Below are 14,781 nucleotides of genomic sequence, written 5' to 3' on the forward strand. Positions count from 1 at the left end.
GGAACAGCATATAGTTCCCTCGTTTTTAAATTCTTATCCCGAGCTGGGGTTACTTAAGATAATTAGTATAAGAGCGCCGATTAATTTCCCCAGAAGTTTAGCTCTGTTTTCTAATTGCGACTCCCATCTCACCATTAGTTGGCCGTTACAAACACCTAGTTGCTTCAATTGCTTAACTATCATGAGGATGCCCCCTTCGCATCTACGGCCACCGCCTGTGCAACCAAAGTTTCAATACAAAAAATAGTTTCTGACGCTTTGTCGTCTATCACGTTAGCAGTTGTTGCCATGCTCAGTTTCTCATCGAGGGATTTCCCCCTCAAATCAACAGCATTTTGCTTACACCACTTACGATATTTTGCCATTAAAGGGGCATGTGCTTTTTCTAGCATAAAGACATGTTCAACCGTGTCTACCGCTGAATGTTTGACCACTGGGCATAAATGTGAGATCCGCTCACGAGTGGTATTGCTTTTTGATACATGTTCGCAAACTTGAATTGCCAATATATCACTCGGTGCTTTAATCCAATTACCAATGGGAAAGGCAATGCGCTTGAATAAGAAGCTCACAGGTGTAATGGTAAAATTGTCACAAAATGCGTAAATCGCATTGCTCGCTTCGTATAGGCAGTGCTCTACTGCAAATTTAACCAAAGGTAAATCTCCTTGTTGGCGGCCATCATCTTCATACTTTTTCAATACACAAGAAGCCATATACAGATAGCTCAACACATCGCCCAATTTAGCTGAAATCATTTCTCGACGCTTGAGTGTGCCACCCAGCTTTAGCATTGCAATATCACTATATACTGACAGTGCTTGGCTTAGCCACGTCAGACGGCGATAGTAAGGTGCAACATCTCCACTTACAGGTGAACGCTCAAAACTCGCAAAAGTAAAACCATTGAAAAACGCTTTTACGCCATTAATCGAGGTATGTTGTAAATGCTTACACAAGATCTCATCAAACTCTTTGAGCGCAATAATTTGATCTTCTTGCTGCACAATTTCCATTTCCTTTAATATGAAAGGATGACACCGCGTTGCTCCTTGACCAAATATCATCAGGCTACGAGTTAAAATATTTGCCCCTTCCACGGTAATAGAGATAGGCATACCCATGTAATTACGAGCAAGATAGTTCATCTTTCCCATTTGAATAGCTTTACCACCATGAATATCCATCGCATCGTTTAATGCCACTCTTGCATGTTCGGTCAGATGATACTTCGCAATCGCAGTGACCACAGACGGGCTTTGTTTTAAATCAATGGCCAACGCTGTTGTTTGTCTCACCGCCTCGATAAGATATGTATAACCATAAACCCTTGCTAAAGCACTCTGAACCCCCTCAAATGCAGCTATTGGCACACCAAATTGACGACGGACATTAGCATAGGCCGAGCTGGTTCGCGTGCTTAGGTGCGCGGTGCCAGCACTTAACGCTGGTAATGAGATCCCCCGCCCGGCACTCAAACAAGAAACAAGCATACGCCAACCTTTACCAATTCCGGCCTCTTCGCCTATCACCCATGACAGTGGAATGAATACATCCTCACCACTGGTGGTACCATTCATAAAACCTTGCCCCAGCGGGCTATGTCGATCTCCAATTTTTACTCCCGGATGTACTGTTGGTATAAGCGCGCAGGTTATCCCAAGTTCAACTTGTTCAGACAATCTTTGTTCAGGGTCGTATACTTTAAATGCCAGCCCCAATACATCTGCAACAGGTGCAAGCGTGATGTAGCGCTTTTGCCAGCTTACAGCAAGACCTAGCTGCTTTGCGCCCTCAAACTCTCGCTCACACACCACTGCATAATCTTGAATACTACCAGCATCGGAGCCAGCTTCAGGTGAAGTAAGGGCAAAACAAGGGAGTACCTCTCCCGACGCAAGTTTCGGCAACCAATAGTCTTGCTGCGAAGGTGTTCCGTAGTGAAGTAGCAACTCAGCCGGTCCCAAACTGTTAGGAACCATAACTGTGACTGCCGTTGATAAGCTACGACTCGCTATCTTCGCAACAATCGTCGAATTAGCTTGGGCGCTAAACTCAAGTCCGCCATACGATTTTGGGATAATAAAAGCGAAGAAACCTTTTTCTTTTAGGTATTGCCAGACTTCGTTCGGCAAGTCATTGGCTTGAGCAATTGCTTCTTCATCTAGCATGTTGAGTAGTGTGTTTAATTCATTATCTATAAAAGCTTGCTCATCATCGCTGAGTTTAGGTTTATCATTGCTGAGCCACTTACGCCAATTAGGCTTTCCAGAAAACAGCGCACCGTCCCACCAAATACTTCCCGCTTCCATTGCTTCTCGTTCTGTCTGAGATAATTCGGGTAACGCTGACTTGAAGTAATTAAATAGTGGCTTGCTTATCAGTTTTACCCGAATATCACGAACGCAAAAAATCACCACAATGGCTAATATAACCAGTAAGATAAACGTCATATACACTCCCTTTGATAGCCTGTAACACGGAACTAATACTGTAGAATATATAAGTATGGTTAATTATTAGCCTAACTCAACTTTTGTCCCTATTCGCTGCTCTCGCACACATAAGTACGCGCCATTTATTTATCGTAGAATTGTCGTTTTAAAAACGGCCTGCTATTATCCTGCCCACAGTGAAAAATGAATTTTCACCGTTTTACACCAATTGCTTTAACCCTCAGTATAGCGAGCAGGTTAATTCAACTAGTGCAGAACAAAAGACCCCATAGAACGTCACTCAAACAGCGGTCTATGTATTAATCAAAACAACAAGTGAATCACTATGAAACCAAGATTTAAACTCAGTGTTGGCGCGCTTATCGTTGCCAGTACTTTTGCACTCTCTGCTTGTAAAACTACTGATACTACTAATAAAAATTTCACAGAAGCTGATGCGATTGCATTTTTAGATAAAGCGTCAGCGCAACTTGTAGATCTGAATAATCGCTCTAGCCGCGCAGCATGGATCTATGCCAACTTTATTACTCATGATACCGCTTCTCTTTCAGCAGATGTTAATGAAGAATACACCGCAGCGTTGGTGACTCTTGCCAACCAAGCTGCGCAGTTCGACGGTATGAACTTGAGTGAAGATACCCGTCGTAAATTAGATAAATTAAAACTAAACCTAACGTTACCTGCTCCTAAAGATGCAGATAAAACAGCGGCTCTTGCCAAGCTAACCGCTGAATTAGACGGCATGTACGGTAAAGGGAAGTACTGTAAAGCTGATGGCACTTGCTTAAGTTTAGGCGACATGACCGCAACCATGGCTAACAGTCGTAATTACGAAGAGCTGCTTGATATATGGCAAGGTTGGCGTGAGGTTTCAAAGCCAATGCGTCCACTCTATGAAAAGCAAGTCGTGCTCACGAATGAGGGCGCAAACGAGCTTGGCTATGTAGACACAGGTGCCATGTGGCGCAGTAAATACGACATGCCAGCGGATGATTTTGCAAAAGAGCTAGACCGCATTTGGGGTCAAGTAAAGCCTCTTTATGACTCACTTCATTGTCACGTTCGTGCCAAACTAGGTGAAAAATATGGCGAAGACAAAGTACCTCAAGATAAACCAATTCCTGCACACCTACTAGGTAATATGTGGGCACAAAGCTGGGGTAATATTTACGATTTAGTGGCACCAGAAAATGCAGATCCGGGTTATGACGTGACAGCCCTTCTTGCTCACCATAATTATGACGAAATCAAAATGGTAAAAGGTGCGGAGAAGTTCTTCACCTCTATGGGCTTTGCACCGTTACCAGAAACTTTCTACGAACGCTCGTTGTTTACTAAGCCAAAAGATCGTGACGTACAATGTCACGCCTCAGCTTGGAACTTAGATGCTAAAGACGATTTACGTATCAAGATGTGTATTCAGCGTACTGGAGAAGAGTTCTCGGTGATCCACCACGAGCTAGGTCACAACTTCTATCAGCGCGCATATAACCAGCAGCCTGTCTATTACCAAGAAAGTGCCAATGATGGTTTCCATGAAGCAATTGGTGACACTATTGCCCTATCGGTAACACCGGGTTACCTAAAACAAATCGGCTTATTAGACAAGGTGCCAGATGAATCAAAAGATATTGGTCTACTGATGAAGATGGCACTGGATAAAGTTGCCTTTATTCCATTTGGCCTACTTGTTGACCAGTGGCGTTGGCAGGTTTTCTCAGGTGAGATTTCACCTGCTGAATATAACCAAGCTTGGTGGGATTTAAGAGAGAAATATCAAGGGGTTACTGCTCCCGTTTCACGTAGTGAAGCTGACTTTGATCCAGGTGCAAAATATCACGTTCCTGGTAATGTGCCTTACACCCGTTACTTCTTAGCGCATATTCTGCAGTTCCAATTCCACAAATCTCTGTGTGAGATTGCAGGTAGCGAAGAAGCGATCCATCGCTGTTCAGTATACAACTCAAAGGCTGCCGGTGAGCGCTTAAATGCAATGCTCGAAATGGGTAGTAGCAAGCCTTGGCAGCAAGCACTTAAAACGCTAACAGGTAAGGATGAAATGGATGCCACAGCAGTACTAGACTACTTTGCGCCATTACAGAGCTACCTAGATGAGCAAAATAAAGGCCGTAATTGCGGCTGGTAATTGTTAATCATTAAAAGCTAGAAACGGGCACACTCAATCGTGCCCGTTTTTTATTGGTTTAATTTTGTTACAGTTCTATAACTTCCTTTTTTAACTTCAATCATATACGCTCAAGGCAAAGTCAGCCTGCCGCTCGGTAGTGAGGACTTGTGTTGTCACTTGTAAGGATCATTATGAATATAAAAAGAATTGGCCTTATTGCCATCTTTGAGTTGCAGCGCTTGTTTGCAACGAAGCGTGGCTGGATAGCCATCGCCGCCTTTGTGCTGGTGTGGTATGCCATACTGAGGTATGCCATTGCTGAGGCGGTATCCATTGTAAGCGACCCCAACTTCAAAAATATGATCCAGAGCTTTTCAGGTGTCGTTGGCATGCAGAAAATTGCTCTATGGCCTGAAATGGAGCTCGCACTCTACCTAGTTTGGTCCATCTTTTTATTTCCTATGTTTGTTATTTTTGCTAGCGCTGATCAAACCGTAGAAGATAGAACTCGGGGTACGCTTAGATTTTTAACACTGCGTACTACCCGTGCTGAAATTGTTATCGGACGTTTTTTCGGACAATTATTTAATACACTCTTGTTAATCACCATATCTGCCGTCGGTGCATGGCTTCTGATGGTACTTCGAGATCCTACTTTATGGTTAAGTGGTTTACATCGTGCCACACTCATTGTATTGGAGCTCACCCTGATCACTGCGCCATTTATCGCCTTAATGTCCGTATCAAATCATTTTGCAAACTCAAGTAAAATGAGCATGATCTATGCTATTTTGGCCTACATCACACTCGCAACTATTGTGGCTTTTGCCTTAGAGTACAGCGCATACGCAGAATACCTGTTTTACCTTTTCCCGGGATACCAAGGCGCTGAAACAATAGCCCAAAATATTAACCTGACTCGCTTTGCAACCCCCCTTATCCATAGTGTGGTACTCATTGCAATTAGCTGTGAACTATTAAGAAGGCGCGCATTATGACCATGATAATTGAAGTGAAAGATCTCGTTAAAACATACGGCAGAAAACGTGCGCTAGATAATGTCTCGTTTACGCTCAACGCAGGATCACCAATCGCACTAGTAGGCCCCAATGGTGCGGGTAAAACCACGCTATTTAGTACACTTTGCGGGTATCTCAATGCGGATTCTGGAAGTGTTAGTATTTTTGGTCATAAACCAGGTAGTGATGGGTTATTTGGCCGTCTTGCCGCCCTTCCTCAAGATGCTCAACTTGACCCTAGGTTTTCAGTTAGCAATCAATTGTGCCTATACGGACAACTCCAAGGGTTGGACAAAGAAACGGCTGAAAACGAAACCCACCGAGTGCTTGAGCTGGTCGACCTTAAAGACTGCTTTCATTCAAAACCTCATGAATTATCACACGGCATGCGCAAACGCATTTGCATCGCACAAACGCTACTTTCTCGCCCAGAAGTGGTGCTACTAGATGAAGCAACCGCTGGCCTTGATCCGGTGAATGCGCGTGAGATCAGAAATTTAGTTAGAACACTGCAATCTGACACTACCTTTATTTTAAGCTCTCATGACTTAGTCGAGCTAGATGACTTGTGCGATCAGGTACTTCACCTGCAACAAGGGAAGCTAACTGCGGTTAATCGTATTGCTCAAGCTGAACTTGCCACCTTGACAGTCAAGCTAAAAGAAACTGGGACCCATGGCCATGTTGAACAATTAAAGACGTTACAGGGCGTTGAGAGTGTATCGCTTAATGCAAGTGGTGCAATACTTATTGAATACCGTAGCGGTCAACAAGTTGATATTGATGTTTTACAGTTATGCAGAGCACAAGGCTGGCATTACAAATCCTTAGTCAATGGTAAAACATTGGAAGACGAACTATTCGGTTAGTTTTCGACGCCGCTTTTAGCCGTGAAAAGCCTGTCTAGTGCAGGCTTTTGCCATATGTACGAGGCCGCTTCTAAAAAAATACCAATTATCTTAATTAAGTGATCTATTTCGAGGCGAGAAAACCTTGTCGATAACACCGCTACCGCGTCCCGTAAACGCCTAGGTACTTACGTCCTGTAGGCAGGCAAAAATGTTGCTATTTAATTGTTCTAAATAAGAAATTTTTAACGCAGTTAGCATCAGACTTACACCTTCAAATTGAACAAGTATTAAGGCTAATTAGTGACATATTCACCCGCGATGACACTCCCTTCATTTGGTTTAGCCGCGCCTCACCACAACCAGCTTTTTACGCTCATTCTATACTTGATACCAATCAAAATATCTTCACACCTATCCTGATATGCTATTTATAAATAACCATTGTCTGTACAACTATCTCAGTTTCAAGGAAAAGGAATGAAAACGACCTACTCCATTAGTTATTTTTTACAAAAGAAAATGCTATGGCTGCAAATTGTTGTGGCTTTGGTACTGGGTATTACCGTGGGTATTTTACTTTCCCCTAAAGGAGTAGGGCTGGTTAGTGCTGAGCTATCACTACAAATAGCACAATGGGTTGCACTACCTGGCAACCTATTTTTAGCCTTGATCCAGATGGTTGTGATCCCACTGGTACTTTCATCCATCATTCTTGGCATTGCGGGTAACAAGGACACCGCGTTTTTGAAGCAGGTTGGACTTAGGATCTTCCCCTACTTCGTCATGACCACCTTTATTGCTGTCATCATTGGTTTGGTGGTTGCTTCCTACATTGAGCCGGGGAAATATGTGGATAGTCAGCTACTTGATAACCTCAATAGCCAACATACCACGACCGTTACAGCTACAGTTGAGTTAAAAAGCATTCCTGAGCGCATGGTGGCAATTATTCCATCAAATATTACTCAATCCACTCTCGATAAAGATATGTTTGCTATTGTGATGTATGCCATTTTTATCGGTATTGCTATCACCACACTCACTCAAAAGCAAAAGTCCCTGCTTCTGGAGCTCACCACAACAGCACAAACGCTGTCCCTACAGATTGTTAATTGGGCTATGCTGCTAGCTCCGTTTGCGGTTTTTGGGTTACTTTGTGATATTACTATTCGGATTGGCATCGATGCCCTGTTGGGTGTTTCTGCTTATGTTGCGACTGTGCTGCTGGGTTTGCTATTACTTATGTTTGTCTACCTGTTTTTAGCCAGTAGCGCTGGAAAGATTAGCCCTTGGCGCTTTTTATCAGCAATTAAAGGTGCGCAATTATTAGCCTTTTCAACGTCCAGTTCAGCCGCAGTAATGCCGCTTTCAATGCGTACAGCTGAGCAATCGTTATCTGTTAAAAAACCGATTGTTCAGTTTATTATCCCTTTAGGCGCGACGATCAACATGGACGGTACTGCGCTCTATCAAGTGATCGCAGCACTATTTTTGACTCAAGTTTTTGGTATAACACTCTCCGACAGTCAAATTTTGTTACTGATACTCACCACTGTAGGTGCATCCATTGGCTCCCCGAGTACCCCTGGGGTCGGTATTGTAATTTTGGCTTCAGTATTAACCAGCTTTGGGATCCCTGCAGCTGGTATTGCCCTTATCTTGGGAGTAGATAGGATCTTAGATATGTGTAGAACCGTGCTCAATGTCACAGGAGATCTGACGGCCTGCGTAGTTATGGAGCGCCTGATAAAGCTCGATACAACACCTAAAAATGCTATTGATGACGGCGAAAAGTCTACAGCGTAACGATACACCGCAGACTAATCTTGCCAGCACCCGGAGCTGTTCTAGTTATTGTTCTGATTGTTAAGATAAAGTGCCTGTAAGGGACCTGTTTTCAGCCATGTTTGCATCACTTTATACTGGCTGATGGAAAACATTTTTTGATCTTTATCATCTGACTCAGCATTCATAAAATTCATTACCAAGTCGCTATTTTTACATTGTGTTGTCGGTTGACCATCACAAGTCAAATGACGGTGGGTATTTTCATCGGTAGGTACGCCATGTGTGTGACCGATCAAACCAAATAGATGACCTAGTTCATGGGTGAACGTTTTTCCCTCATCAAATCTGGGCTCTCGTGGAGGTATTACACCAAACACAGAGTCCGCTACAACAACTCCTACCAATCTATCTTCAACAAGCCCTGGAATATTCGCTCTTCCGAGTAATCCCAGCTTTCCTTGTAAATCTCGTGCATACCCGACCCATACATTAATGTATTGATCGTTTGGCCAAGCATCGATGCCGCCTTTTTCAGCTTTTGCATAAGCATTATCGAGCGTAATGATACTCAACGCCGCTGTTTTTCTGTTTATACCTGAATGAGGGTTACCGTCAGGATCGTGAGTGGCCAAATAAAGTTGTATACCAGTATCCGCAATATACGGCACAAGTGTATCGTCAATTGTTTCAAGGTCATCTCTATTTAGAGCTCTGAAATGTCGATTTGTCGCTTCGATTTGAGAATATATTTGTTCATCGCTTATCTGCACATATTCATTTTCTATCACATGAACGACAACAGGTAGACGTATGCGTTCAATACCTTCAGCAGGCATTGGGAAATGGCTATTGAAATTGACATCTACAGTACAATCAGCATTGATAGCACCTGTTGTGTACTGTTGTTCATTTAACCTACCACCACAGCCTGTTACCGAATTTATAAAATGGTCACTATTGGGATTAATATTAACCTTCGCAGTTTCACCATAAGGCAATTGGTAATTGGGCTTGTCTACCCAGCCTCCAACTGAGGTCGCAACATTAACTGAATATTGATAGGCTTTGAACCTGACTTTGATCGTGCAATTTGCTGCAGGATTACTGACTGTAAAATTATCTTCATTTAGCGTCCCGTTGCAGCCAGAAACACTCTCTAGTTCATGGCCTTGATCGACACTGATCACAAACGTTTTGTCTGAGTTTTCGGCTAGTTCGAATGATTCAGGTGTAATAAATCCCCCCTCATTAAAAGAAGTCGAAATTATATAGCTTTTTATTTCTGGTGGTGTTGTAGCTGGGGTTTCGGAGGGTTGTGAGTCACTAGACCCGCCACATCCCCACAAAAATAGGGACAATATTCCTATTAGATAAGTTCTTATGTAAAGCATCAAAATTTTCCTTAAATTAAAAATGCCAACAGCTACACTAACCAAAGTTAGTAGTATAATCTAGCGCAAATTTGTTATTTGTCACTACGTGTTAATGCCCAAAACAATAGATGCCGCTATTCCATAGCCCGTTTCTTACGCGTCCCCACTTTTTATACTGGCTTATTCAATCACAAGTCAAAGCATTAAGTTATTTAATTGCAGAGCGTGATATTCAAATGTCGTTTGATTTATCCCGCTATCAGGTTTGGCTTCCCAGTGCCGCCGCTAAAATCGTGATTGGTAACCTCATTGGAAATGCGATGCAGCATACATTTTGTGGCACTATCGAAATACACCAACACCAGGATCTGATCACGATAAAAAACACCGAATCCATGGACAATCTAACAGCGCAGATTGACACTCTAGGATATGGTCTTGGCTTGAAGTTAGTGGAACAACTATGCCAGCAGCTTAATTAGCAGTGCCACATTGAGTTTGTTAAAGGAGGCTGCTGTGCCAGTGTCTATCTTTGCAAGCATTGATAGGTGATAATAAGTTATCGCCTATCAATTATTAATGAGTACTATGCAGAATACTTAGAGAGGTTTAGTTTAGACAGTGTTTTGATGGCTACACGCTCCAAAGCATTGCCCAGTTGCAGACCAAACTTCTCCGCAACGCCCCTTTTCACTCTATAACTCACTTTATAAAGCTGATGATTTTCGTTTAATGACATAAGTAAATCATCACTGGTAGAGATTTCATCAACGAGTTTAAGTGCGAGCGCCTGTGTACCAAACCAATGTTCACCCGTTGCTACTTTCTCGATCTCGAGATCAGCGCGATTTTCAGCGACAAAGTGTTTAAATAAACCATGCGTCTGCTCGATTTCTTCTTTAAACTTTTCGCGTCCCTTATCGGTGTTCTCGCCAAACAAGGTTAATGTGCGCTTATATTCACCGGCAGTGACCATCTCAAAATCTACGTTATTCTTTTTCAACAAACGATTGAAGTTGGGGATCTGTGCTATTACGCCAATAGAGCCAATAATCGCGAACGGGGCTGCGATAATCTTATCTGCAACACAAGCCATCATATATCCGCCGCTAGCGGCCACTTTATCAACACATACCGTCAGTGGGATCCCTGCTTGTTTAATACGAGTTAGCTGCGATGCACCTAAACCATAACCATGAACCACACCACCGCCACTTTCAACAGAGACAATAACTTGATCTGTGGCTTTATCAGCGATTGTGAGAATAGCATTTATCTCCTCCCGTAAGCCTGATACCTCATGTGCGTCCATACTGCCGTTGAATTCGATATAAAATACATTTTTGACTGTTTCTTTAAGCTTATCTTGGTTTTTTTGTTCTCTCGACTGCGTTTTATTGCGTGCCTTGAGTGCTTTTTTGTCTAAGGTTTGTTCTAAAAACTGTTCTTTAGATTTTGCCAAGCTCTCACTCAAATCAGTGACTTCAATTTCACCTTTCTTTGGTTTCGGTTTATGGCTGGCACCTACAACCAACATAATAACCACTGCGATAGCAAATATAATAGTCACTGCTTTGGCCAAAAATAACCCATATTCAAACAAAAATGCCAAATTACTCTCCTCGTTTAGCTGAAAAAGTTATCCATTGCGTTCGCGGTCAAATGGACACAAAAAAGGCCGCTATCTGCGGCCTGTTATAGTCTCGAAAAACGCTTTAGTTTGCAACAACGTCTGGATTAGATATCTGAAGTACTGCGCCTTTAGACTTCAAGAAGCTGGCAACTTGAGTTTGCATTTCAACCGATGCGGCAGCATGGCCAGCTGCAGTTCCACCTGCTTTTTCAGCAAAACCAGTGGTCAAAATCGAGCTATGGTGCCCTTGAGAAAACTTAACCACGTAACTACCCGGAGTGACTTGCGTTTCATTAACTGAGTTTAACCCCATGAAGCTTGCAAGTGGTAAACTACCAGATAAGAAGCTACGTTCTGTTGTCGGAGGGATAACCAAGTCCGCAGCATTACCATTCACACCACCTGTTACGACACTCATATAAACTGGAGTCTGTAACGCCTTAACTGATGACGCGTAGTTTAGTGGATCTGCACTATCTAGCACAGTCTGCGCAGCAAAACCAAATTGCGTTACGGTTGCGTCAATCAATGCAAGCGTTGCCGTATCCTCTGCAGCTTCTAGGCCACCTCTAAAGGTCGCGTACGCACATGACATAAACTCACTTGGTACCGCAGCAAATGCGCCGCAATCAGCAGCAGCCCCTTCCTGTAAATAGCCATTGAATGCTTGTGACGCCAAATTACCAGCAGAGCTCAATACCGAACCTTGCACAAATGGGCCAAATGATTTTGATTCAATCAAGAAGTTTGCAATACCTGAACCACCACTAGCAAGTACTGCCGTATCCACTTTAAATAGGTGATCAACATTTACATCAAGTGGCGCGTTAGTTTGTGTAAGGAAACTTGGGCCCACAATAGAACCAAGAGAGTGACCTAAATAACTGACTTGCTGAGTATTGAAGTTAACTTGACCGCCCGATGCTACGTTAATAAAGTTAAGACCAACACGTAAGCCCATCAAATCGGCAGCCGATTGCTTCAAGTTATCTCTTGCTACCAATAACGATGTCAGATTCATGTAAGAAAGTACGCTACCGGTCGAGGCATTGAATTCATCGTTACCATCACCGTCAATATCAATACCACGTTCGCCATGCATTGGGTGGTCGATTGCGACCGTCGCAAAGCCAGCTTGCGTTAGTGATAGCGTCAAGCCAAGCATATCTTCTTTTTTACTGGTTATACCGTGCTGCAAAATAACAACAGGCCATCCACCATTAGGGGCCTCGCCGGAAGGTGATGTAATTTGAACCGGCACATTCGCCAGCCATTGCTGCTTTGGTATTGGGTTGTATCTAGTGATAAATCGTTGTTTATCTACACCGATACTCCTAAACTGAGGAACCCCTTCAGGTACTGGGAAACTTGCACAAATTTGGTCGTCCCCCTGCGCTTCAGGTGGTAACTGACCACCTTGTGCAACATATCCACCTAAAGTAACGGGGCTGTCACACAACGCCTGCCAGTAGGTATCTGCTAATGCTTCTATATCGCCTGTCTGAGGTTTCGCTAAGTATTGTGGTAACTGAATAACACCACGCATTAATTTGATTTGTTCAAAAGCCGGTAATACTGCTGCTGGCACTTTACCTTCTAGTGCATCAGCGACCGTCATGGGTGCCTGAGCCGGAACCGCAACAACCGGTGGCGCATTCTTCGCGAGCGATTGTGCAAGTAAAGCTTTGGTTGCAGCTAAACCAGCACCAACAGATTGTGTGGTCATCGCTGCGGTGTAAATAATTTCTGTACTAGTCACACCCGCATCAGTTACCGCTTTTTCATAACTCTGGATCACCGCTTGTAGTGACTTCTGAGTGTCGGTGACTAAAGGTGAGCCTTGGCGTAGCAACGAGTATGTTGAAGAGGCATCAACGCTCTGACCTGATGAATCTTTTAATCCCGTCGTCAAAACTGTGATGTACGTAGTTTGCGGCTTGAATGGTTTGACAGGAACGATAACAACACCGTTACCAGCACTATTTGCCATCGTTACAAAATCACCCTGTGGACCAAACTCAAGCTCAGCCACCACTTCGCATGCAATTCCTGAAGGTAGTGCCGAGCACTTTGGATCTTGGGCTAATGGACCACCCATTTTCACTTCAAAAATACGGATTGAACCTGGGGTCTGCACGCTTTGTGCATCAACTTTAAGGCCATTTGGCGTTGTCATGTCAATGGCAAACGGCATTTGCGTTGACCAGCCATCTTGCGCTCCAAGTACAATACCAGGATCTGCATAGTGCGCACGAGTCACCACAGGATTGCCGTCACCATCAACTTTTCCAAGCATTTCACCTGGTAAGTTTAATGTGCCATCTTGGGTACCTGACAACAATATATCGTTAGGGACTGAGATAACACCACCAGACGGGTCAAATTTTACTGAGATGGTTGGAGAAACGGGCGCGGTATCATTTTTAACGTCTTCTAACGTTTCACCGCCTCCACAGCCAGCAAGTGCTGCTGATACTGCGAGTGAGAGTAGCATTTTTTTCATTTTATAGGCTCCGACATAATCTTATTATTATTGTGATAATTCTCGTTAATTCTATGTAATTGCATTTTTAATAAGACATTAGACCAGTTAAACTTAACTCAAACTTTGTTATTTCGCCAGCCATATTTACAATAAATTCGCTTACTTGCTAGCGCATTATGATAAAATGACATAAACATCTTATTTGGGGTCCAGAATGCAGACTTATCAAGCTCCTGAAAACGCACTTGCAAACAAAACGATATTAGTAACTGGTGCTGGCGATGGCATCGGCCGAGTTGCAGCGATTAACTATGCAAAATATGGTGCAACCGTCATATTATTAGGCAAAACCACCAGTAAGCTAGAAGCTGTCTATGATGAAATTGTTAACGCAGGTTATCCACAGCCTGCTATTGTACCTATGGATTTGCGCGGTGCAACCAAGCAGCATTTTCGCGACTTAGCAGCGACCATTGAGCAGCAGTTTGGTAAATTGGATGGATTGCTCAATAACGCGTCAATTCTTGGGTCTTTAGGACCGATGGAGCATTTTTGCGTTTCAACTTTCGAAAACATTATGAAAGTAAACGTAACAGCTCAAGCGGTTATCACCAAATCTTTGTTCCCTGTCATGCGCAAAGCGCCACATGCCTCTATTGTATTCACCTCTTCTGGTGTAGGGCGCAAAGGTCGTGAGTTTTGGGGAGCCTATGCCATCTCTAAATTTGCAACAGAAGGTATGATGCAAACTTGGGCTGAAGAAGTTGGCAAAACCAATATACGTATTAATTGTATTAATCCTGGTGCGACGAATACCAGCATGCGTGCATCAGCATTCCCAGGTGAAGATAAAGATAAACTAAAGACACCTGAAGACTTGATGCCTACTTATTTATATTTAATGTCTGATGATTCTATAGATGTCAATGGGCAATCACTAGACGCACAAACATATTAAACTTATACCAATTTTCTTAATTAAGTGGTCTATTTGAGGTGAGAAAATCTTGCCGATAACAAGGCTAAAATTCTGCTATTTAGTTGTTCT

General features: G+C 43.2%; 10 protein-coding genes. 6 read left to right on the forward strand and 4 right to left on the reverse strand.

The annotated features are described in order from the left end of the window. Positions 1-179: 179 nt before the first annotated feature. Positions 180-2,453 (reverse strand): acyl-CoA dehydrogenase, encoded by a 2,274-nt coding sequence (locus D9603_RS16005; RefSeq protein ID WP_128732060.1) that lies wholly within the window; start codon positions 2,451-2,453, stop codon positions 180-182. A 328-nt stretch (positions 2,454-2,781) separates the two neighbouring features. Between D9603_RS16005 and D9603_RS16010 the strand changes: the two genes are divergently transcribed. The 4 genes from D9603_RS16010 (at position 2,782) to D9603_RS16025 (ending at position 8,260) form a co-directional block, all read left to right on the forward strand. Next, positions 2,782-4,602, forward strand: coding sequence for a M2 family metallopeptidase (locus tag D9603_RS16010; protein ID WP_128732061.1), 1,821 nt, complete (start codon positions 2,782-2,784; stop codon positions 4,600-4,602). A gap of 173 nt (positions 4,603-4,775) precedes the next feature. Continuing rightward, positions 4,776-5,582 carry an ABC transporter permease subunit gene (locus tag D9603_RS16015; protein ID WP_125253002.1) on the forward strand — a complete coding sequence of 269 codons (807 nt, stop codon included), beginning with the start codon at positions 4,776-4,778 and terminating at the stop codon, positions 5,580-5,582. Beyond that, complete coding sequence (locus D9603_RS16020; protein WP_128732062.1) at positions 5,579-6,472, forward strand: ABC transporter ATP-binding protein; 894 nt, start codon at positions 5,579-5,581, stop codon at positions 6,470-6,472. Before D9603_RS16015 ends, D9603_RS16020 begins: the two co-directional genes overlap by 4 nt. A 459-nt stretch (positions 6,473-6,931) precedes the next feature. Beyond that, complete coding sequence (locus tag D9603_RS16025; protein WP_128732063.1) at positions 6,932-8,260, forward strand: dicarboxylate/amino acid:cation symporter; 1,329 nt, start codon at positions 6,932-6,934, stop codon at positions 8,258-8,260. Between the two features lie 41 nt (positions 8,261-8,301). On the opposite strand, the gene D9603_RS16030 is transcribed toward D9603_RS16025, so the two are convergent. Further along, positions 8,302-9,633 (reverse strand): M43 family zinc metalloprotease, encoded by a 1,332-nt coding sequence (locus D9603_RS16030; RefSeq protein ID WP_128732064.1) that lies wholly within the window; start codon positions 9,631-9,633, stop codon positions 8,302-8,304. Between the two features lie 110 nt (positions 9,634-9,743). On the opposite strand from D9603_RS16030, the gene D9603_RS16035 reads away from it, so the two are divergent. Then, entirely contained in the window at positions 9,744-10,097 is a 354-nt protein-coding gene (locus tag D9603_RS16035; protein ID WP_128732065.1) for a HAMP domain-containing histidine kinase, read from the forward strand. A gap of 104 nt (positions 10,098-10,201) precedes the next feature. Here the strand turns inward: D9603_RS16035 and sohB are convergent, their stop codons facing one another. Next, positions 10,202-11,227, reverse strand: coding sequence for a protease SohB (sohB, locus tag D9603_RS16040; RefSeq protein ID WP_128732066.1), 1,026 nt, complete (start codon positions 11,225-11,227; stop codon positions 10,202-10,204). A 103-nt stretch (positions 11,228-11,330) separates the two neighbouring features. Next, positions 11,331-13,751 carry a VolA/Pla-1 family phospholipase gene (locus D9603_RS16045; protein ID WP_128732067.1) on the reverse strand — a complete coding sequence of 807 codons (2,421 nt, stop codon included), beginning with the start codon at positions 13,749-13,751 and terminating at the stop codon, positions 11,331-11,333. 196 nt (positions 13,752-13,947) lie between these two features. On the opposite strand from D9603_RS16045, the gene D9603_RS16050 reads away from it, so the two are divergent. Beyond that, positions 13,948-14,691, forward strand: a complete 744-nt coding sequence (locus D9603_RS16050; RefSeq protein ID WP_125252992.1) for a YciK family oxidoreductase — start codon at positions 13,948-13,950, stop codon at positions 14,689-14,691. Positions 14,692-14,781 lie beyond the last annotated feature (90 nt).

Origin of the sequence: Pseudoalteromonas sp. PS5, assembly GCF_004103255.1 — a bacterium.
GTDB lineage: Bacteria > Pseudomonadota > Gammaproteobacteria > Enterobacterales > Alteromonadaceae > Pseudoalteromonas > Pseudoalteromonas peptidolytica.